This window comes from Microbacterium deferens (assembly GCF_045517775.1).
Classification (GTDB): Bacteria; Actinomycetota; Actinomycetes; order Actinomycetales; family Microbacteriaceae; genus Microbacterium.
Genome location: NZ_JBEUWT010000003.1, coordinates 73,365 through 93,796, shown reverse-complemented (window position 1 = coordinate 93,796; position 20,432 = coordinate 73,365). Strand labels below are relative to the sequence as shown.

The window sequence follows — 20,432 nt, the reverse complement described above, 5'->3', positions numbered from 1 at the left end:
ATCAGGGGCAGTGCATCAGCGGTTTCGGCCCGGAGCGGTCGAACGTGTGCTCGGTCATGGCGTGGCCGCAGAGCGGGCACGGGCGGCCCGTTCGCACGGGCTCCGGTGTCGTCTCGTAGGGCCCGACCGACGCGGGGCCGGCGACGCGGATGAGCTTCGCGTTGAGGTAGTTGTACCAGCCGCCCGCCGCGCGGACTCGGTCCTTCCGCGACGGACCCTCCGTATCACTGTGTGCCATGATGGTTAGTGTACTAACTAATCGGAGGAGCGAGGCGATGGATGCCGACGAGATGCTCAAACTCGACAACCAGCTGTGCTTCGCGATCGTCACGGCCGCCCGCAACGTCGTGTCGATCTACCGTCCCGTGCTCGAACCGCTCGGCCTGACGCACCCGCAGTACCTCGTGATGCTCGCGCTCTGGGAGGGGTCGCCCCGATCCCTGGGAGACCTCGCCGCCGAACTCGCGATGGAGCCCGCGACGCTCTCACCCCTGGTGAAACGGCTCGAGGCCCAGGGGCGGGTCGCGCGCACGCGTCGCGGCGACGACGAGCGCGTGCTCGACATCTCCCTCACCGCGGAGGGGCAGGCGCTGCGCGAGCAGGCGCTCGAGGTGCCCGGCCGCATCATGCGGAGCGTCGGGATGGATGCGCCGCAGCTCGCCGCGGTGCGCGACGGGCTCGTACCGTTCGCGGGTCGGCGCTGACCCGCGCGTCCCGCCGAGCGGAGCCGGTGTCGGAGGCCACGCCTAAGCTTGTCGGGTGCCCATCGTCCCCGTCGCCCTGCCCGGAAACAACAGCGGAAAGCTCAGCGTCCGCGGTGCCCGCGTCCATAACCTCAAGAACGTCGACCTCGACATCCCGCGCGATGCGCTGGTCGTCTTCACGGGTCTGTCGGGCTCGGGAAAATCGAGTCTCGCCTTCGACACGATCTTCGCGGAGGGTCAGCGTCGCTACGTCGAATCGCTGAGCTCCTACGCGCGTCAGTTCCTCGGTCAGGTCGACCGACCCGACGTCGACTTCATCGAGGGACTCAGCCCCGCGGTGTCGATCGACCAGAAGTCGACCAACCGCAACCCCCGCTCGACCGTCGGAACGATCACCGAGATCCACGACTACATGCGTCTGCTGTGGGCGCGCATCGGCGTCGCGCACTGCCCCGAGTGCGGGGCGGAGATCCAGCGACAGACGGTGCAGCAGATCGCCGACCAGCTGATGGAGCTTCCCGAGCGCACCCGGTACCAGATCGTGGCGCCGGTCGTCTCGCAGAAGAAGGGGGAGTTCGTCGACCTCTTCCAGGAGCTCAGCGCGAAGGGCTACGCCCGTGCCGTCGTCGACGGCGACCTGATCCAGCTCGCCGAGCCGCCGAAGCTCAAGAAGAGCTACAAGCACGACATCGCCGTGGTGGTCGATCGACTGGTCGCCAGCCCCGACATCCTCGGCCGCGTCACCGACTCGGTCGAGACCGCGCTGGGACTGGCCGGCGGCATCATGCAGGTCAACTTCGTCGACGGTGAGGGCGACGACGCGTGGCAGTCGTTCTCCGAGAAGCTCGCGTGCCCGAACGGGCACCCGGTGCAGCTGACCGAGATCGAACCGCGCACCTTCTCGTTCAACGCCCCCTTCGGTGCGTGCCCGGCGTGCTCCGGCCTGGGCACCCGCATGTCGGTCGACGTCGACCTCATGCTCGGCGACGAAGACCTCTCGATCAGCGAGGGAGTCATCATCCCGTGGACGACGCAGGGCAAGGGGCTCTTCCAGTACTACGAGCGCCTACTCGAGGGCCTCGCCCGCGACCTCGCGTTCTCGCTCGACACGCCATGGCGACAGCTTCCCGTCGACATCCGCGAGGCGGTGCTGCGCGGTGAGGACTACAAGGTCACCGTGAAGTGGAAGAACCGCTACGGACGCGAGGTGCGCTACGCCTCGGGGTTCGAGGGCGTCGTGCCCTACATCGAGCGTCAGTACCTGCAGGCCGAGTCCGACACGCAGCGCCAGCGCTGGTCGGAGTACCTCCGCGAAGTGCCGTGCCCGGTCTGCGAGGGCGCGCGTCTCAAGCCCGAGGTGCTCGCCGTCACGGTGCACGGCAAGTCGATCGCGGATGCGTCGTGGCTGAGCCTCGCCGACGCGCAGCGTTTCTTCGCCGAGCTCGAACTGACCCCGCGTGAGGCGCAGATCGCCGCCCAGGTGCTCCGCGAGATCCGCGCGCGGCTCGACTTCCTGCTGCAGGTCGGTCTCACCTATCTGAGCCTCAGCCGATCGGCGGGCTCGCTCTCGGGCGGCGAGGCGCAGCGCATCCGACTCGCGACCCAGATCGGGTCGGGACTGACCGGCGTGCTCTACGTGCTCGACGAGCCGTCGATCGGCCTCCACCAGCGCGACAACCGACGCCTCATCGAGACGCTGATCACCCTGCGCGATCTCGGCAACACCCTGATCGTCGTCGAGCACGACGAGGAGACCGTCCACGCGGCCGACTGGATCGTCGACATCGGCCCGCGCGCCGGCGTCGACGGTGGCAACGTCGTGCACTCCGGCCCGCTCGCGCAGCTGCTGGAGGAGAAGGACTCGCTGACGAGCGACTACCTCTCCGGTCGGCGCGAGATCGCGGTGCCGAAGAAGCGGCGCAAGATCGACAAGCAGCGCCAGGTCACGGTCGTCGGCGCGCGGGCGAACAACCTGCAGAACGTCACCGCGAGCTTCCCGCTGGGTGTGCTCACCGCCGTCACCGGGGTGAGCGGATCGGGCAAGTCGACCCTCGTGAACGGCATCCTGTACGAGGTGCTCGCCACCAAGCTCAACGGCGCACGGCGCGTGGCCGGCAAGCACACGCGGGTGACGGGGCTCGACAACCTCGACAAGGTCGTGCACGTCGACCAGGCGCCCATCGGGCGCACGCCGCGCTCGAACCCCGCCACGTACACCGGCGTGTTCGACCGCATCCGCAACCTCTTCGCCGAGACCCCCGAGGCCAAGGCGCGCGGTTACCTGACGGGTCGCTTCTCATTCAACGTCAAGGGAGGCCGCTGCGAGGCCTGCTCGGGCGACGGCACGATCAAGATCGAGATGAACTTCCTGCCCGACGTCTACGTCGACTGCGAGGTGTGCCACGGCAAGAGGTACAACCGCGACACGCTCGCCGTGCACTACAAGGGCAAGAACATCGCCGAGGTGCTCGAGATGCCGATCGCGGAGGCTGCGGAGTTCTTCGAGCCCATCCAGGCGATCCATCGCTACCTGAAGACGCTGGTCGACGTCGGCCTCGGCTACGTCCGCCTCGGACAATCGGCGACCACTCTCTCGGGCGGCGAGGCGCAGCGCGTGAAGCTCGCAACCGAGCTCCAGCGCCGCACCAACGGGCGCTCGATCTACGTGCTCGACGAGCCGACGACCGGTCTGCACTTCGAAGACGTGCGCAAGCTCCTCGAGGTGCTCAACAGCCTCGTGGACAAGGGCAACACCGTCATCGTCATCGAGCACAACCTCGACGTGATCAAGTCGTCCGACTGGATCGTCGACCTCGGACCCGAAGGCGGCTCCGGCGGCGGCACGATCGTCGCTACCGGCACCCCCGAGCAGGTCGCGAAGGTCGAGGCGAGCCACACCGGCCAGTTCCTCGCGGAGGTGCTCGGCGTCTCCGCGGTCGAGGCGCGTAAGGCGGGCTGATGGCGGCATCGCGAGAGCGGATGTCGCAGCTGCCCTACCGGCCGAACCCCGGCGAGATCCCCACGAACCCCGGCGTCTACCGCTTCCGCGATGCCGCAGGGCGGGTGCTCTACGTGGGCAAGGCCAAGAACCTGCGCGCCCGGCTGTCGAACTACTTCGCTCCGCTGCGGTCGCTGCACGAGCGCACGCGGCGCATGGTCACGACCGCAGCATCCGTGGAGTGGACCGTCGTCGCCAGCGACGTCGACTCGCTGCAGCTTGAGTACATGTGGATCAAGGAGTTCGACCCACCGTTCAACGTCCGCTACCGCGACGACAAGTCCTACCCGTTCATGGCGATCACGCTCGCCGACGAGGCGCCCCGTGTCATCGTCACCCGCAACCGCCGCATCCCCGGCGCGAAGTACTTCGGGCCCTACCCGAAGGTCTGGGCGGTGCACGAGACCATCGATCTGATGATCAAGGTCTTCCCGATCCGCACGTGCAGCGACTCGTCGTACAAGAAGGCGATGCAGAGCGGCCGTCCTTGCTTCCCGGGGCAGATCGGGCGCTGCGGCGGGCCGTGCTCGCACAAGGTGACCATCGAGGAGCACCGCGCGATCGTCGACGACTTCGTCGCTTTCATGGCCGGGGGAGACGAGCGGTTCGCCCGAGACCTCAACGCCAAGATGCGCGAGGCCGCCGCGGCGATGGACTACGAGTCGGCGGCGGTCTACCGTGACCGGCTGCAGGCGATCGAGGCGGTGCTGAAGAAGAGCGAGCTCGTGCTCACCGACGACGTCGACGTCGACCTGTTCGGCATCGCCGAAGACGAGCTCGCCGCCACGGTGCAGCACTTCGTGATCCGCGGCGGCCGCATCCGAGGCGTGCGCGCCTCGACGATCGAGAAGGAGATCGACATCTCGGGCGCCGACCTCGTCGACCAGGTGCTCCAGCGCACCTACGGCGACGCGGCGCCGGCCGACATCCCGCGCACGGTGCTCGTCCCGTCGCTGCCCGACGACGCCGCCGACATCGAGGCGTGGCTGCGCGAGCGGCGCGGCAAGCAGGTGGGCATCCAGGTCGCGCAGCGGGGCCAGAAGGCCGACCTCATGCGCACCGCGACGCTGAACGCGCAGCAGGCGCTGATGATCTTCAAGACCCGCCGCACGAGCGACTACGTCGCCCGCACCCAGGCGCTCACCGACCTCCAGCAGGCGCTCGACCTCACCGAGGCGCCACTGCGCATCGAGTGCTACGACGTGTCGCACCTGTCGGGCACCAACGTCGTCGCCTCGATGGTGGTTTTCGAGGACGGACTCCCGCGCAAAGACCAGTACCGCACGTTCGGCGTCCCCGAGACGACCGACGACACCGACTCGCTCTACCAGGTGCTCACGCGGCGGTTGGCCTACCTCGACAGGCCCGAGGAGATCGAGCCCCCCGCGCCCGAGCCGACCGCCGACGGCGAGGTCGTCACCGAACCGCCGAAGCGCAAGAGGTTCGCCTATCCGCCTCAGCTGCTCGTCGTCGACGGCGGCCAGCCGCAGGTCGCCGCCGCCGCGCGGGCCCTCAAGGACGCCGGTCACTCCGAGATCGCTCTGTGCGGAATCGCGAAGCGCCTCGAGGAGGTCTGGCTGCCGGGCGAGGACTACCCGGTGATCCTGCCGCGCACGAGCGAGGCGCTTTACCTGTTGCAGCGCCTCCGCGACGAGGCGCACCGCTTCGCCATCACCCACCAGCGCAAGCGACGCAAGCGCGACATCTCGAGCGTGCTGTCGGAGATCCCCGGCCTCGGCGACGCCCGCATCAAGGCCCTGCTGCGGCATTTCGGGTCGGTCACCGCGCTGCGCGCCGCCACGCCCGATGAGATCGCCGAGCTGCCGGGCATCGGCCCGAAGCTCGCCGACTCCATCCACAGCCACTTGGCTCGATAGGCTGGCTGTCTACGAGGAGTTGACATGACCGACCAGACGCGCCGCGAGACCGGCGAGGTGCTGATCGTCACGGGCATGTCGGGGGCCGGCCGTTCGACGGTGGCCAACGCGCTCGAAGACCTCGATTGGTACGTCGTCGACAATCTGCCGCCCATGATGCTGCGCCCCCTGCTCGAGCTCACCGAGCTCGCCGCGGGTGCTGTCCCGCGCGTCGCGGTCGTGGTCGATGTGCGCGGGCGCGAGCTTTTCGGCGACCTCCCCGAGGTCATGCGCACTCTCCGGGCGGGGCGTCAGGTTCGCGTGGTGTTCCTGGATGCTGCCGACGACGTGCTCGTGCGGAGGTTCGAGTCGGTGAGGCGCCCCCACCCTCTCCAGCGCGACGGCACGATCCTCGACGGGATCCGACGCGAACGGGAGCGACTGGCGCCCGTGCGAGAGGCCGCCGACGTTCTCATCGACACCTCGTCGAACAACATCCACCAGCTGACGACCCGGGTGGTCGAGCTCTTCGGGGAGCAGGCCGCGGCCCGTCACACGGTGAATCTCATGAGCTTCGGGTTCAAGTACGGGCTGCCGACCGACGTCGACATGGTCGCCGACATGCGGTTCCTGCCCAATCCCTACTGGAACGACGAGTTGCGCGGCCTGACGGGCGAAGACGAGAGGGTGCGCGACTACGTGCTCGGCCAGCCCGGCGCTCACGAGTTCCTCGACGCGTACGCCGCCGCACTCGCCCCCGTGCTCGAGGGCTACCAGCACGAGAACAAGCGCCAGTCGGTCGTTGCGATCGGGTGCACGGGCGGTAAGCACCGTTCGGTCGCCATGGCGCGGGAACTCGCCGAACGACTCCGCTCGGTGCCGGGTGTGGCGGTCCGCGTCACGCACCGCGACCTCGGCCGCGAGTAGGCTGTTCCCTCGTTCCCCCGCCCTTTCCCCCGAGGAGTACCGTGCCGCTGACCGCCGACGTGAAGGCCGAACTCATCGCCGTCCGCGACCCCCGGCCTACGGCGCGCGTCGCCGAGCTGACGGCGTTGTTGCGATTCTCGGGAGGCCTGCACTCGATCGCGAACCGCGTCGCCGTGGAGGCCCAGCTCGACTCCGACGTCCTCGCGCGGCGCGCGGCCCGCGACCTCGTGGAGATCTACGGCGTGCGTCCCGAGCTCGTCCACGTGCAGGGCTCGGGCGGGCGCACGGGCGGTCACTATGCCGTGCGCGTCATCGAGTCGGGGGAGACCCTCGCCCGTCAGACGGGGCTGCTCGACCAGCGTCGCCGCCCCGTGCGCGGGCTCCCGAACAAGCTCACCACCGGCTCGCGCGGCGATCTCGCCGCGATCTGGCGCGGCGCGTTCCTGGCCGCCGGCTCTCTGAGCGAGCCCGGCCGTTCGGCGTCGCTGGAGATCGCCTGCCCGTCGCCGGAGGCCGCCATGGCGCTCGTGGGCGCCGGTCACCGGATCGGCATTCCCGCGAAGGCCCGCGAAGTGCGCGGAGTGCCGCGTGTCGTCGTGCGCGACGGTGACGCCATCCGCACCGCTCTCGCCGAGATGGGTGCTCAGAAGACGGCCGCCGAGTGGGACCAGCTACGTCAGCGCCGCGAGGTGCGCGCCGGGGTCAACCGTCTCGTGAACTTCGACGATGCGAACCTGCGCCGCTCGGCGCAGGCCGCCGTCGCGGCGTGCGCGAGGGTCGAGCGTGCCCTGGAGATCCTGGGCGACACGGTGCCCGACCATCTGCGCGAAGCGGGAGACCTCCGTCTCGCGCACCGCGACGCCAGCCTCGACGAGCTCGGCCATCACGCCGACCCGCCTCTGACGAAAGACGCCGTGGCCGGCCGCATCCGTCGCCTGCTCGCGATGGCCGACAAGAAGGCCGAGGTCGACGGGGTCCCCGGCACCGAGTCGGCCGTCCCCGCCGGCGCCGAGTGATGTGACGACCAGGGAAGCAACCCCGGGTCACGGGCGTTGCCCCTCGATAGGATGAATCGATCATCCTTCGCTGCGCCGAGGAGTGTCGGTGCAGCGCCGATAGGAAGCAGAGAACATGGCGAAGTACACGTTGCCCGAACTCCCCTACGACTACGCAGCACTGGAGCCGCACATCAGTGCGTCGATCATGCAGCTGCACCACGACAAGCACCACCAGACGTACGTGACCGGTGCCAATACCGCTCTCGAGCAGCTCGCCGAGGCCCGTGAGACCGGGAACCTCGCGAACGTCAACAAGCTTCAGAAGGACCTCGCCTTCAACCTCGGCGGTCACACGAACCACTCGATCTTCTGGGAGAACCTCTCGCCGGACGGTGGCGACAAGCCCACCGGCGACCTCGAGTCGGCCATCGACGACCACTTCGGTTCGTTCGACAAGTTCCAGGCCCACTTCACCGCCGCCGCGCTCGGCGTGCAGGGCTCCGGCTGGGCGGGCCTGTTCTGGGACTCGATCGGCGAGAACCTGATCATCGACCAGTTCTTCGACCAGCAGGGTCAGATCGTCGCCGGCACCGTGCCGCTCCTTCTGCTCGACGTCTGGGAGCACGCGTACTACCTCGACTACAAGAACGTCCGCGCGGACTACGTGAAGGCGTTCTGGAACATCGCGAACTGGGCAGACGTCCAGAAGCGCTTCTCCGCCGCTCGCGAGAAGACCGCGGGCCTGCTGGTACTGTCGTAAACGGAGCGGGCGTCCCGGTGGACACCCGCCGGGACGCCGCTGTCCGTTCTCGCATTCGCAACACACTCGCGCATCGCGCACTACCCAAATCAGGAGTCAATCCGTGGCTGTCAAGATCGGGATCAACGGCTTCGGCCGGATCGGACGCAACTACCTTCGCGCGGCTCTCGCGCAGGGTGCAGACCTCGACATCGTCGCGGTCAACGACCTCACCGACAACAAGACCCTCGCTCACCTTCTCAAGTACGACTCGGTGAACGGACCGCTCGACCAGGACGTCACCTACGACGACGAGTCGATCACGGTCGGCGGCAACACCATCAAGGTGTTCGCCGAGCGCGACCCCGCCAACCTCCCCTGGGGCGAGCTGGGCGTCGACATCGTCATCGAGTCGACCGGCCGCTTCACGAAGGCCGAAGACGCCAAGAAGCACATCGCCGGCGGCGCCAAGAAGGTCCTCATCTCCGCCCCCGCGACCGGTGACGACGTCACCATCGTCATGGGTGTCAATGAGGCCGAGTACGACCCCGCCAACCACGTCATCATCTCGAACGCGTCGTGCACCACGAACTGCCTCGCGCCCCTCGCGAAGGTCTTCAACGACAACTTCGGCATCGAGCGCGGCTTCATGATGACCGCTCACGCCTACACGGCCGACCAGAACCTCCAGGACGGCCCGCACAGCGACCTGCGCCGCGCCCGTGCGGCAGCGATCAACATCGTGCCCGCCTCGACCGGTGCCGCCAAGGCGATCGGCCACGTGCTCCCCGAACTCCAGGGCAAGCTCAGCGGCTCGTCGTACCGCGTTCCGGTTCCCACCGGTTCGATCGTCGACCTCACGATCGTCACCCCGACCGAGGGCCTCAGCGTCGACCAGGTCAACGCCGCCTACAAGGCCGCGGCTGCCGAAGGTCGTCTCGCCGGATACCTCGAGTACACCGAGGACCCGATCGTCTCCAGCGACATCCAGGGCAACCCGCACTCGTCGATCTTCGACGCCGAGCTGACCAACGTCAGCGGCAACCTGGTCAAGGTGTCGGCCTGGTACGACAACGAGTGGGGCTACTCCAACCGTCTGGTCGACCTGACCGAGTACGTCGCAGAGCGCATCTAAGGCTCCGCCATGGCACTGCGCACCCTCGATTCGCTGGGTTCGCTCGCAGGCAAGCGTGTCATCGTCCGTTGTGATCTGAACGTCCCCCTGAAGGACGGCATCATCACGGACGATGGCCGCGTGCGCGCGTCGATCCCCACGCTGAACGCTCTCATCCACGCCGGCGCGCGCCTCGTCGTCGCCTCGCACCTCGGTCGGCCCGACGGTGCGCCCGACGCGAAGTACAGCCTGGAGCCCGTCGCACAGCGACTCTCCGAGCTGCTCGGCGCTCCCGTGGCGTTCGCGCGCGACACCGTCGACGAATCGGCGCAGGAAGCCGTGGCCGCCCTCGAGGACGGCCAGGTGGCCGTCCTCGAGAACCTTCGGTTCAACCCGGGCGAAACGGCGAAGGATGCGGGGGAGCGCCGCGCGTTCGCCGAGCAGCTCGCCCAGCTCGGCGACGCCCTCGTGTCGGACGGCTTCGGAGTCGTCCACCGCAAGCAGGCGAGCGTCTACGAGCTCGCAGAACTCCTCCCGTCGGCCGCCGGCCTGCTGGTGGAGAAGGAGCTCGAGGTACTCGACCGCCTGACCGAGAACCCCGAGCGCCCGTACACGGTCGTCCTCGGCGGGTCGAAGGTCAGCGACAAGCTCGGCGTCATCGAGCACCTCCTCCCGCGCGTCGACCGGCTCCTCGTCGGCGGCGGCATGATGTTCACCTTCCTCGTCGCGCAGGGCCACAAGGTCGGTGCGAGCCTCCTGGAGGAAGACCAGATCGATCGCGTCAAGGGCTACCTCGCCACGGCGAAGGAGAGCGGCGTGGAGATCATCCTCCCCGTCGACGCGGTGGTCGCAGCATCCTTCTCCGCCGACGCCGACCACGTGATCGCAGACGCCGATGCACTCGAGGACACCCCGTTCGGTGCCTCCGGTCTCGGACTCGACATCGGGCCGCGCACGTCGGAGGCCTTCGACGCGGCTATTCGTGGCAGCCGCACGGTCTTCTGGAACGGCCCCATGGGCGTGTTCGAGATGGCGGCGTTCGAGTCGGGCACCCGCGCGATCGCGCAGGCCCTCACCGAGGTCGACGGCCTCAGCGTCGTCGGCGGCGGAGATTCGGCTGCTGCAGTTCGCCAGCTCGGCTTCGCCGACGACGATTTCGGACACATCTCGACGGGCGGGGGCGCCAGCCTCGAGTTCCTCGAGGGCAAGAAACTCCCCGGACTGGAGGTCCTCGGATGGGCGTAACCACCCGCACCCCGTTCATCGCCGGCAACTGGAAGATGAACCTCGACCACCTGCAGGCGGTCGCGTTCGTCCAGAAGCTGCACTGGACCCTGAAAGAGGCCGGACACGAGCCCGAGAGTGTCGAGGTCGGCGTTTTCCCGCCGTTCACCGACATCCGCACCGTGCAGACCCTCATCGACGCCGACAAGATTCCTTTCGCCCTCGGAGCGCAGGACCTTTCGACGAACGATTCGGGTGCCTACACCGGCGAGATCTCCGGACAGTTCCTCTCGAAGCTCTCCTGCGGCTACGTGATCATCGGTCACTCCGAGCGTCGCCAGTACCACGCCGAGACCGATGAGGTCGTCGCCGCGAAGGTGCAGGCGGCGCTGCGTCACGGCATCGCCCCGGTGATCTGCGTGGGCGAGACGGCCGAAGACCTCGAGAAGTTCGGCGCGAGCGCCGTTCCCGTCGGCCAGCTCGAGGTCGCGCTCGAGGGTGTGTCGGCCGATGCCGACATCGTCGTGGCCTACGAACCGGTCTGGGCGATCGGTTCGGGCCAGGCGGCCACGCCCGACCAGGCGCAGGAGGTCTGCGCGAAGCTCCGCGCCGTCGTCGCGTCCAAGCTGGGCGAAGACGCAGCGGCACGCACGCGCGTGCTGTACGGCGGATCGGTCAAGTCGGGCAACATCGCGAGCTTCATGCGCGAGCCCGACGTCGACGGTGCGCTGGTCGGCGGAGCGAGCCTCGTGGTCGACGAGTTCGCGGCGATCATCCGGTTCCAGAAGCACGTCGGCGTCTGACCGTATACTTGACGTGGTGCGGTCTGCTTCGCACCGCTGCGAAAGGCTTTCAACAGTGCAGATCCTCGAGTTCGTCCTGCAGGTCCTGCTGGGTATCACCAGTCTTCTGCTGACCCTTCTCATCCTGCTCCACAAGGGGCGCGGTGGCGGCCTGTCCGACATGTTCGGTGGCGGCATGACGTCGGCCCTCGGATCCTCGGGTCTGGCTGAACGTAACCTCAACCGGTTCACGATCATCCTCGCGCTGGTCTGGTTCGTCGCGATCGTCGGCCTCGGCCTCATCACGAAGTTCCTCCCGGTCTGATGGCTACCGGGGGAAACGCCATCCGCGGCACCCGTGTGGGCGCGGGTCCGATGGGCGAGCAGGATCACGGTTACCACGCGGATCGCGTGTCGATCTCGTACTGGGACGCGCTCGGCAACGAGACCGTCCGCCACTTCGCAGCGGGCATCCCGGAAGACGAGATCCCCGAGACGATCGATTCGCCGCACTCCGGTCTTCCCGCGGGTCGCGACCAGAAGAACCCGCCGGCGATCGCCAAGAACGAGCCCTACAAGACGCACCTCGCCTACGTGAAGGAGCGCCGCACCGAAGAAGAGGCAGAGACCCTCCTCGACGACGCGCTGCAGCAGCTCCGCGACCGGCGCGGTCAGTAGCCACGGCAACGACGAAGGGCGGATGCTTCGCAGCATCCGCCCTTCGTCGTTCGTGTGAACGTGGTTCGCGTGCTCAGTACTCCTGGTCGATGAGCTGCGGGGGCACCTGGTCGGCGGCGGCCTCGTCGACGAACAGCACCGTGCGACGGCGGCCCTTCGCGCCGGCCGCCGGCACGCTCGCGTAGCTGGCGCCGGCCAGCGCGAGGCCGAGCGCCGACGCCTTGTCGGCACCCGCGAGCACCATCCACACGCGAGTCGAGCTGTTGATGACCGGGCGCGTGAGCGACACGCGCTCGGGTGGAGGCTTGGGCGAGTCGCGCACCGGCACGGCGGCGCGGTCGGTGATCTGGATCTCGGGGCGATCGGGGAACAGCGACGCGATATGGGCGTCAGGCCCGACGCCGAGGAAGCAGATGTCGAACGCGGGCCAGGCGCCAGCGTCCGTGCGATCGGCCGGCGCGTACTGCGCGAGCTCGTCGGCATAGGCCGTGGCGGCGCCGTCGAGGTCGAGGGTGCCATCGCTCGCGGCGACCGCGTGGATGTTCTCGGCCGGGATGTCGAGCGCGTCGAGCAGCGCGACACGCGCCTGCTTCTCGTTGCGGTCGTCCGAGTCGCGCGCCACGAACCTCTCGTCGCCCCACCAGAAGTGCACGTCCGACCAGTCGATGGTGGAGGTGCGCGGGTCGCGCGCGGCGGCCTCGAGAACCGCGCCGCCCATCGATCCGCCGGTCAGGCAGATGTGCACGGTGAGACCGTCGGCGACCTGCTTCTCGACGCGCGAGACGAAGCGCGCGGCCACCGACTCGGCGAGGTGCTGTTTGTCGGGGCTGATGACGACCCGCTTCTCGGTGATCGACTCAGCCATGCGTCTCCCTCGTCTCGGCGGAACCGAGGAGTTCGAGTCCCTCGGAGATCACGCGCCCGTAGAGCACGTCGGGGTCGAGGCGGCGAAGCTCCTCGGCCAGGCACTCCCGCAGCGTGCGGCGGGGGAATGCCAGCTCGTGGGAGGGCTGGTCGGGCTGAGTGAGCACCGCCACGCTCGGCTCCGGCCGTTCCAGCAGCGTGTCTCCGCCGGGACGGGTGAGGCGGACCGACTTGATGCCGCTCGTCCACTCGTCGGCGGGGAGATACGCGTAGTCGACCGGCACGTCGAGCTTCAGCCGCAGCCAAGCGGCGAGGAGCACCGTCGACGGCGAGTCCGCTCCGCCGCGGACGGTCACCGAGGTCACCGGCTCGAAGGGCGGCTGGTCGAGCACCGCGGCGAGCTGTTCGCGCCAGCGCGTGAGGCGCGTCCACGCGAAGTCGGTGTCGCCGGGGGAGTAGTGCGAGCCGAGGCTGTCGACCCACGCGGTCGGGTCGGGCTGGCTCGAAGCATCCGTGATGCGTCGCTGCGCGATCTTGCCGATCTCCGAGCGCGACGGCGTCTTCGGCGTCTCGGAGGGCCACCACGCCACGACGGGCGCGTCGGGGAGAAGCAGGCCCGTCACCAGGCTCTCGGCGTTCGAGCCCGCGGCGCCGTGTGCGCGAAGCACGACGACTTCGCTCGCCCCGGCGTCGCCGCCGACGCGGATCTGCGCATCGAGGCGGGGCTCGGCGTCACCACCGCCGACCATGACGACGAGGACGCGCATCGGGTGCTCGCGCGACGCATCGTTCGCGGCCTCGATCACTTCCTCCTCGGCCCCGTGACGGGTCACGATGACGAGGGTGAGGACGCGACCGAGAGCGACGGCGCCGCCCTCCTCGCGCACGTTGACGAGCGCCTTCGAGATCTTGCTGACGGTCGTGTCGGGCAGTTCGACGATCACGGGCGCCTCCAGGTGCGGCCGTCGCGAGACAGCAGTTCGTCTGCGGATGCCGGGCCCCACGACCCGGGGGAGTACTGCTCGAGGGGTCCGTCCTGCGACTCCCAGAACTTCTCGATCGGGTCGAGGATCTTCCAGCTGAGCTCGACCTCCTCGTGACGGGGGAAGAGGGGCGGGTCGCCGAGCAGCACGTCGAGGATGAGGCGCTCGTAGGCCTCGGGGCTCGCCTCGGTGAACGCGTGGCCGTAACCGAAGTCCATGGTCACGTCGCGCACCTGCGTGCCGTCGCCGGGTACCTTCGAGCCGAAGCGGATGGTGACACCCTCGTCGGGCTGCACCCGGATCACCAGAGCGTTCTGGCCGAGCTCCTCGGTCTGGCTGCGAGAGAACAGCTGCTGCGGCGCGCGCTTGAAGACGACGGCGACCTCGGTCACGCGGCGCCCGAGGCGCTTGCCGGTGCGCAGGTAGAACGGCACGCCCGACCAGCGACGCGTGTTCACCTCGAGCTTGATCGCGGCGTACGTCTCGGTCGTCGAGTCGGGGTTCATCCCGTCTTCCTCGAGGAAGCCGAGCACCTCCTCGCCACCCTGCCAGCCGCCGGCGTACTGCCCCCGTGCCGTCGCGTGCGCGAGGTCTTCGGGGAGGCGGACCGCTGCGAGCACCTTCTCCTTCTCGTCGCGGAGGTTCTTCGCGTCGAAACTGATGGGCTCCTCCATGGCGGTCAGCGCCATGAGCTGCAGGAGGTGGTTCTGGATGACGTCGCGCGCGGCTCCGATTCCGTCGTAGTAGCCGGCTCGTCCGCCCACACCGATGTCCTCGGCCATGGTGATCTGCACGTGGTCGACGTAGTTGCGGTTCCAGATCGGCTCGTACAGCTCGTTCGCGAAGCGCAGCGCGAGGATGTTCTGCACCGTCTCCTTGCCGAGGTAGTGGTCGATGCGGAAGATCGAGTCGGCGGGGAAGGCGCTCTCGAGCTCGTCGTTCAACTCACGGGCCGAGGCCAGGTCGTGACCGAACGGCTTCTCGACGACGACGCGGCGCCAGCCGTTGCCGTCGGCCGCGGTCTCGCCGACCAGCCCCGAGTCCTTCAACTGCTGGGTGACCAGCGGGAAGGCCTTCGGCGGGATCGAGAGGTAGTACGCGTGGTTGCCCATCGTGCCGCGTTCGACGTCGAGCTTGTCGACGGTATCGCGCAGGCGTGCGAAGGCTTCCGGGTCGTCGAACTCGCCCGAGACGAAGCGGATGCCCTGCAGCAGCTGCTGCCAGGTCTCTTCGCGGAACTCGGTGCGCGCGTACTGCTTGACCGCCTCGTAGACGACCTGCGCGAAGTCCTGGTCCTCCCAGTCGCGGCGGGCGAAGCCCACGAGGGCGAAGCCCGGGGGGAGCAGGCCGCGATTGGCGAGGTCGTAGACGGCCGGCATGAGCTTCTTGCGCGACAAGTCTCCGGTCACACCGAAGATGACGAGCGCGCTCGGGCCGGCGATGCGGCTCAGGCGGCGATCGTCGGGATCGCGAAGCGGGTTGTGCCCCCGGGAGATTTCGACACTCATGCGTACACGCTCACTGGGCTGCTTCGAACAGCTCGACGACGTCGAGCTGCGGGTCGGTCAGGGTCAAAGTCACGACGGGACGGCCGTGCGCGGCCAGCACCGACGCGTCGCCGACGGCCTGCGCCTCGATGAGCTGGCCGAAGGTGAACGGACGGCCGGGGATCTCGAGATCGGTGTCGGTGCGCTCGGTGATCTGCAGGAACACGCCGGTGGCGGGTCCGCCCTTGTGGAACTGCCCGGTGGAGTGCAGGAAACGAGGGCCCCAGCCGAAGGTGGCGGGGCGATCTGCATCCGCGGCGACGAGCTCCCGCAGTCCCTGCAGCTGCGGGATCGCGATGCGGTTCACGTAGGCCTGAATGGCGACGTAGCCGTTCGGCGGAAGCTGGGCCCACAGCGCGTCGAGCACGCCGGCGAGCGTGCCGGACGCCGCGAGGGCGGGATCCGAGACGCGGACCTCGACACCGTCGAGCGTGAACGCGGGCTGCGTCGGCTCGGGGCGTGCGTCCAGCAGGCCGCGGGTCGCGACCTTCGCCGACTCGACGTCGGGCTGATCGAAGGGATCGATCCCCAGCATCCGTCCGGCGATGGCCGTGGCGTACTCCCACACCACGAACTGCGCCCCGAGGGAGCCGCTGACGAGGATTTCGCCCTCGTGCCGCTCGAACAGGTGGAACTGCGCGGCGTTGTCGACCAGGCGCAGGATCTGCAGGTCGTCGGGCACCGCGTCGAGCTCGGGCGACACCGGCAGCAGCACGACGGGCAGGATCCCCGTGCCGTTCTTGCCGGTGGACTCCGCGATCAACTGCTCGATCCAGTCGGGCAGGCCCACGATGTGCGTGCCGTCGGTGACGAGCCCGAGCTTGTCGCGACGGGGCTCCCCGCCGGCGATTGCCGCGGCGAGCACCAGCGCGGGGTTCTCGGGACTGTCGATGGCCACTTCGAGCAGCGTGGCCTCGGCCTCGTCGAGGAGCTCGTTCAGATCGACGCCGGCGAGCCCCGACGGAACCAGGCCGAACGCGGTGAGTGCGGAGTACCGGCCGCCGACGGTCGGGTCGGCGGCGAACACGCGGTAGCCCTGCGCGCGCGAGGCCTCGTCGAGCGGAGAACCGGGGTCGGTGACCACGACGATGCGCTCGACCGGGTCGATCCCGAGGTCCCGGAACGCCGCCTCGAAAGCGCGCTTCGCGGAATCGGTCTCGACCGTGGAGCCTGACTTCGACGACACGACCAGGACGGTCTTGTCGAGACCGCCCGACTCGGCGTCGCCGTCGATGGCGGCGAGCACCTGCCCGGGAGAGGTCGAGTCGAGGATGACGAGCGGAACACCCGATGTCTGAGCGATGACCTCGGGAGCGAGCGACGAGCCGCCCATCCCCGCCAGGACGACACGCGTCACGCCCTTCGCGACCAGCTCGGCGCGCAGCGCCTCGATCTCGGGTACGAGCGGCCGTGAGACCGAGACCGCCTGCACCCATCCGAGCCGGCGGGATGCTTCGGCCTCGGCCGTCGCACCCCACAGGCTGCTGTCGCCCGCCGTGATCGACGAGGCGACGAGCGACGCCACGAGGCCCGGGAGCGTCGTCTCGACGAGCTCGCGCGGGTGACCCGTGACGTGGATGTCGAACGTCACTGAGCGGCCTCCGCGGTGCCGGCCTCGAGCGCCTTCGCAACGGTCCCCTGCAGTTCGTGCCACGAGGCGACGAACTTCTCGACGCCCTCGTCCTCGAGCACCTGAGTGACGTCGGCGAAGTCGACACCGACGGCCGCGAGGCGGTCGAACACGTCGTGCGCGTCTGCGTAGTTTCCCGTGATGGTGTCGCCGGTGATCACGCCGTGGTCGAAGGTCGCCTCGAGGGTCTTCTCGGGCATCGTGTTGACAGTGCCTCCGGCGACCAGCTCGGTGACGTAGAGCGTGTCGGGCAGCGCCGGGTCCTTGACTCCGGTCGAGGCCCAGAGCGGACGCTGAACGGTGGCGCCCGCATCGAGCAGGGCCTTCGCGCGGTCGGTGGCGAACTCGCGCTCGAAGAGCTCGTAGGCCAGACGCGCGTTCGCGATGCCCGCCTTGCTCTTGAGTGCGGTGGCCTCGTCGGTGCCGATGGCGCTCAGTCGCTTGTCGACCTCCGTGTCGACGCGCGACACGAAGAACGAGGCGACCGAGTGGAGGGTGTCGATCTTGTGGCCGGCGGCCTTCGCCTTCTCGACGCCCGAGAGGTAGGCGTCGATCACCTCGGCGTAGCGCTCGAGGCTGAAGATGAGGGTGACGTTCACCGAAATGCCCGCGCCGATGACCTCGGTGATGGCGGGCAGGCCCGCCTTGGTCGCCGGGATCTTGATGAGCACGTTCGGGCGGTCCACGCGGGCTGCGAGGTCCTTCGCCTGCGCGATGGTGGCCTCGGTGTCGTGGGCGAGGTCGGGGGAGACCTCGATCGACACTCGACCGTCGACGCCGCCGGTCTCCTCGAAGACGGGGAGGAAGACGTCGGAGGCGGCGCGCACGTCGTCGGTGGTGATCTCGAAGATCGCCTCGTCGGTCGTCGCACCCTTCGCGGCGAGCCCGGAGACCTGGGCCTCGTACGCCTCGCCCTTCGACAGGGCTCCGGCGAAGATCGTCGGGTTCGTGGTCACGCCCGTGACGTTGCGGGTCGCGATCAGGTCGGCGAGGTTGCCGGTCATGATGCGCTGGCGCGAGAGGTCGTCGAGCCAGATGCTCACGCCTGCGGCGGACAGCTGTGCGGTGGGGGTGCTCATGCGTTGTTCTCCTTGATCGTCTCGCGGGCCGCGGCGACGACGGCCTCGGCGGTCATACCGAACTCTTTGTACAGAGTCTTGTAGTCGGCGGAGGCGCCGAAGTGCTCGATCGAGACCGAGCGGCCCTTGTCTCCGACGATGCCCCGCCAGGTGAGGGCGATGCCGGCCTCGACCGAGACCCGGGCGGTGACGGCCGTCGGCAGCACCGACTCGCGGTAGGCCTCGTCCTGCTCGGCGAACCACTCCAGCGACGGGGCCGACACCACGCGGGCGTTGATGCCGTCCGCGGCGAGCGACTCGCGCGCGGCGACGGCGATCTGCACCTCGGAGCCGGTGGCGATCAGGATCACGTCGGGCGTGCCGTTCGGGGCCTCGGCCAGCACGTACGCACCCTTGGCCACACCCTGCGCCGACGCGAACACGTCACCGGATGCTTCGCCGTCACCGCGCTCGAACACGGGCAGGTTCTGACGCGACAGGGCGATACCTGCGGGGCCGGCGTGCCGACGGATCAGCTCGAGCCAGGCGACCGCGGTCTCGTTGGCATCGGCGGGCCGCACGACCGCGAAGTTCGGGATCGCGCGGAGCGTCGCGAGCTGCTCGATCGGCTGGTGCGTCGGGCCGTCCTCGCCGAGGGCGACCGAGTCGTGGGTCCAGACGAACAGCGACGGGATGTTCATCAGCGCGGCCAGACGCAGCGGCGGCCGCATGTAGTCGCTGAAGATGAGGAACGTGCCACCGAAGGCGCGCGTCGGGCCGTGCAGCACGATGCCGTTGAGGATCGAGCCCATGGCGTGCTCGCGGATGCCGAAGTGCAGCACCCGCCCGTAGGGCGAGCCGTCCCACTCGTGGGTCGACCACTCCGCGGGGATGAACGACTTGGCGTTCTTGATCGTCGTGAGGTTCGACTCGGCGAGGTCGGCCGAGCCGCCCCACAGCTCGGGGAGCTCGGCGGCCAGGGCGTTGATGACGGTGCCCGATGCGGCGCGCGTGGAGACCTCCTTGCCGGCTTCGAACACCGGCAGCGCGTCGGCGATGTCGGCGGGGAGCTCGCGAGCGTTCACGCGGTCCCAGAGCGCTTTGCGCTCGGGGTTGGCCGCGGCCCACGCGTCGAACTTCTCCTGCCACGCGGCCTTCTCGGCCTCGCCGCGGGCGACCAGCTCACGCGTGTGCTCCAGCACCGCAGCATCCACCTCGAAGGTCTGCTCGGGGTCGAAGCCCATGACCTCCTTCGTGGCGCGCAGCTCGTCGGCGCCGAGGGCCGAACCGTGGATCTTGCCGGAGTTCTGCTTGCCGGGCGACGGCCAGCCGATGATCGTCTTCAGGATGATGATCGACGGCTTCGCGGTCTCGCCCTTGGCGGCCTCGATGGCGTCGTACAGGTCGGCGGCGTCTTCGACGTACTGACCGGTCTTCTTCCAGTCGACCGTCTGCACGTGCCAGCCGTAGGACTCGTAGCGCTTCGCGACGTCCTCGGTGAAGGCGACGTTGGTGTCGTCCTCGATCGAGATCTGGTTGGCGTCGTAGATGACGACGAGGTTGCCGAGCTCCTGGTGGCCGGCGAGCGATGATGCTTCGCTCGTGACGCCCTCTTCGAGGTCGCCGTCGGACGCGATCACGTAGATGTGGTGGTCGAACGGGCTCTCGCCGGCGGCGGCCTCGGGATCGAACAGGCCGCGCTCGTAGCGCTGCGCGTAGGCGAAGCCGACGGACGAGGCGAGGCCCTGGCCGAGGGGGCCGGTGGTGATCTCGACGCCGTCGGTGTGGCGGTACTCGGGGTGGCCGGGAGTCAGCGAGCCCCAGGTGCGGAGGGCCTTGAGGTCGTCGAGCTCGAGCCCGAAGCCGCCCAGGTACAGCTGGATGTACTGCGTCAGCGAGGAGTGCCCCGCCGAGAGGATGAACCGGTCGCGCCCGGGCCAGTGGGTGTCGGCGGGATCGTGCCGCATCACCTTCTGATAGAGGAGGTAGGCGGCCGGGGCGAGGCTCATGGCCGTGCCCGGGTGGCCGTTGCCCACCTTCTCCACGGCGTCTGCCGCGAGTACGCGCACGGTGTCCACCGCGCGCCGATCGATCTCATCCCAGCTCAAGTCCGACACTCGGTCGCCTTTCCTCGATCTCGGCGCCCTCTGGTCGTGCCGCAGCTCCGTCGTCCATCAATGGAGAGGAGGGGGAGCCGGCACCAGGCGCGCGTTCGTTTTCAGCATAGCGAAGCGAGACGTCTCGACGGGTGACATGACGGGGCTCGCGCGCACCGGGGCCCCGTAACCGATGACGTAGACTCGGGGAGACCTGATGAGCACGGCAAACGG

Annotated in this window: 18 protein-coding genes; 11 read left to right on the top strand and 7 right to left on the bottom strand. The window is 68.9% G+C overall.

Annotation, left to right across the window (positions count from 1 at the left end; all coding sequences use genetic code 11):
- Position 1: 1 nt before the first annotated feature.
- On the bottom strand, positions 2–238 hold the full coding sequence (locus tag ABTU82_RS12645; protein WP_407173711.1) for a hypothetical protein: 237 nt from the start codon (positions 236–238) through the stop codon (positions 2–4).
- A gap of 37 nt (positions 239–275) precedes the next feature.
- On the opposite strand from ABTU82_RS12645, the gene ABTU82_RS12640 reads away from it, so the two are divergent.
- The 11 genes from ABTU82_RS12640 (at position 276) to ABTU82_RS12590 (ending at position 12,020) form a co-directional block, all read left to right on the top strand.
- Positions 276–704, top strand: coding sequence for a MarR family winged helix-turn-helix transcriptional regulator (locus ABTU82_RS12640; RefSeq protein WP_407173710.1), 429 nt, complete (start codon positions 276–278; stop codon positions 702–704).
- A 55-nt stretch (positions 705–759) separates the two neighbouring features.
- Positions 760–3,663 (top strand): excinuclease ABC subunit UvrA, encoded by a 2,904-nt coding sequence (uvrA, locus tag ABTU82_RS12635; RefSeq protein WP_407173709.1) that lies wholly within the window; start codon positions 760–762, stop codon positions 3,661–3,663.
- On the top strand, positions 3,663–5,579 hold the full coding sequence (gene uvrC, locus ABTU82_RS12630) for an excinuclease ABC subunit UvrC (RefSeq protein WP_240606798.1): 1,917 nt from the start codon (positions 3,663–3,665) through the stop codon (positions 5,577–5,579). The genes uvrA and uvrC overlap by 1 nt, the downstream gene beginning before the upstream one ends.
- Positions 5,580–5,603: 24 nt before the next feature.
- The gene (rapZ, locus tag ABTU82_RS12625; RefSeq protein ID WP_116646730.1) at positions 5,604–6,485 is read left to right on the top strand and encodes an RNase adapter RapZ; all 882 of its coding nucleotides are present in this window, start codon (positions 5,604–5,606) and stop codon (positions 6,483–6,485) included.
- Between the two features lie 41 nt (positions 6,486–6,526).
- The gene (gene whiA, locus ABTU82_RS12620) at positions 6,527–7,501 is read left to right on the top strand and encodes a DNA-binding protein WhiA (RefSeq protein WP_116646729.1); all 975 of its coding nucleotides are present in this window, start codon (positions 6,527–6,529) and stop codon (positions 7,499–7,501) included.
- A 115-nt stretch (positions 7,502–7,616) separates the two neighbouring features.
- Complete coding sequence (locus ABTU82_RS12615; RefSeq protein ID WP_116646728.1) at positions 7,617–8,243, top strand: superoxide dismutase; 627 nt, start codon at positions 7,617–7,619, stop codon at positions 8,241–8,243.
- Positions 8,244–8,346: 103 nt separating this feature from the next.
- Positions 8,347–9,357 carry a type I glyceraldehyde-3-phosphate dehydrogenase gene (gap, locus tag ABTU82_RS12610; RefSeq protein WP_116646727.1) on the top strand — a complete coding sequence of 337 codons (1,011 nt, stop codon included), beginning with the start codon at positions 8,347–8,349 and terminating at the stop codon, positions 9,355–9,357.
- Between the two features lie 9 nt (positions 9,358–9,366).
- Positions 9,367–10,581, top strand: coding sequence for a phosphoglycerate kinase (locus tag ABTU82_RS12605; protein WP_407173708.1), 1,215 nt, complete (start codon positions 9,367–9,369; stop codon positions 10,579–10,581).
- Positions 10,572–11,363 carry a triose-phosphate isomerase gene (tpiA, locus tag ABTU82_RS12600; RefSeq protein WP_407173707.1) on the top strand — a complete coding sequence of 264 codons (792 nt, stop codon included), beginning with the start codon at positions 10,572–10,574 and terminating at the stop codon, positions 11,361–11,363. Before ABTU82_RS12605 ends, tpiA begins: the two co-directional genes overlap by 10 nt.
- A 55-nt stretch (positions 11,364–11,418) precedes the next feature.
- Positions 11,419–11,667 (top strand): preprotein translocase subunit SecG, encoded by a 249-nt coding sequence (secG, locus tag ABTU82_RS12595; protein ID WP_116646724.1) that lies wholly within the window; start codon positions 11,419–11,421, stop codon positions 11,665–11,667.
- The gene (locus ABTU82_RS12590) at positions 11,667–12,020 is read left to right on the top strand and encodes an RNA polymerase-binding protein RbpA (protein ID WP_116646723.1); all 354 of its coding nucleotides are present in this window, start codon (positions 11,667–11,669) and stop codon (positions 12,018–12,020) included. Before secG ends, ABTU82_RS12590 begins: the two co-directional genes overlap by 1 nt.
- 73 nt (positions 12,021–12,093) lie before the next feature.
- Here the strand turns inward: ABTU82_RS12590 and pgl are convergent, their stop codons facing one another.
- Genes pgl through tkt form a run of 6 tightly spaced genes read right to left on the bottom strand, consistent with a single transcriptional unit; the run spans position 12,094 to position 20,219 of the window.
- Positions 12,094–12,885, bottom strand: a complete 792-nt coding sequence (pgl, locus tag ABTU82_RS12585) for a 6-phosphogluconolactonase (RefSeq protein WP_116646722.1) — start codon at positions 12,883–12,885, stop codon at positions 12,094–12,096.
- Positions 12,878–13,828: a glucose-6-phosphate dehydrogenase assembly protein OpcA gene (locus ABTU82_RS12580; RefSeq protein ID WP_116646721.1), complete on the bottom strand. Its 951-nt coding sequence runs from the start codon at positions 13,826–13,828 to the stop codon at positions 12,878–12,880. The genes pgl and ABTU82_RS12580 overlap by 8 nt, the downstream gene beginning before the upstream one ends.
- Complete coding sequence (zwf, locus tag ABTU82_RS12575; RefSeq protein ID WP_116646720.1) at positions 13,825–15,375, bottom strand: glucose-6-phosphate dehydrogenase; 1,551 nt, start codon at positions 15,373–15,375, stop codon at positions 13,825–13,827. Before zwf ends, ABTU82_RS12580 begins: the two co-directional genes overlap by 4 nt.
- Before the next feature lie 10 nt (positions 15,376–15,385).
- Entirely contained in the window at positions 15,386–17,005 is a 1,620-nt protein-coding gene (locus ABTU82_RS12570) for a glucose-6-phosphate isomerase (RefSeq protein WP_407173706.1), read from the bottom strand.
- Positions 17,002–18,123: a transaldolase gene (tal, locus tag ABTU82_RS12565; RefSeq protein WP_116646718.1), complete on the bottom strand. Its 1,122-nt coding sequence runs from the start codon at positions 18,121–18,123 to the stop codon at positions 17,002–17,004. The genes ABTU82_RS12570 and tal overlap by 4 nt, the downstream gene beginning before the upstream one ends.
- Entirely contained in the window at positions 18,120–20,219 is a 2,100-nt protein-coding gene (gene tkt, locus ABTU82_RS12560; RefSeq protein ID WP_116646717.1) for a transketolase, read from the bottom strand. The genes tal and tkt overlap by 4 nt, the downstream gene beginning before the upstream one ends.
- Positions 20,220–20,432 lie beyond the last annotated feature (213 nt).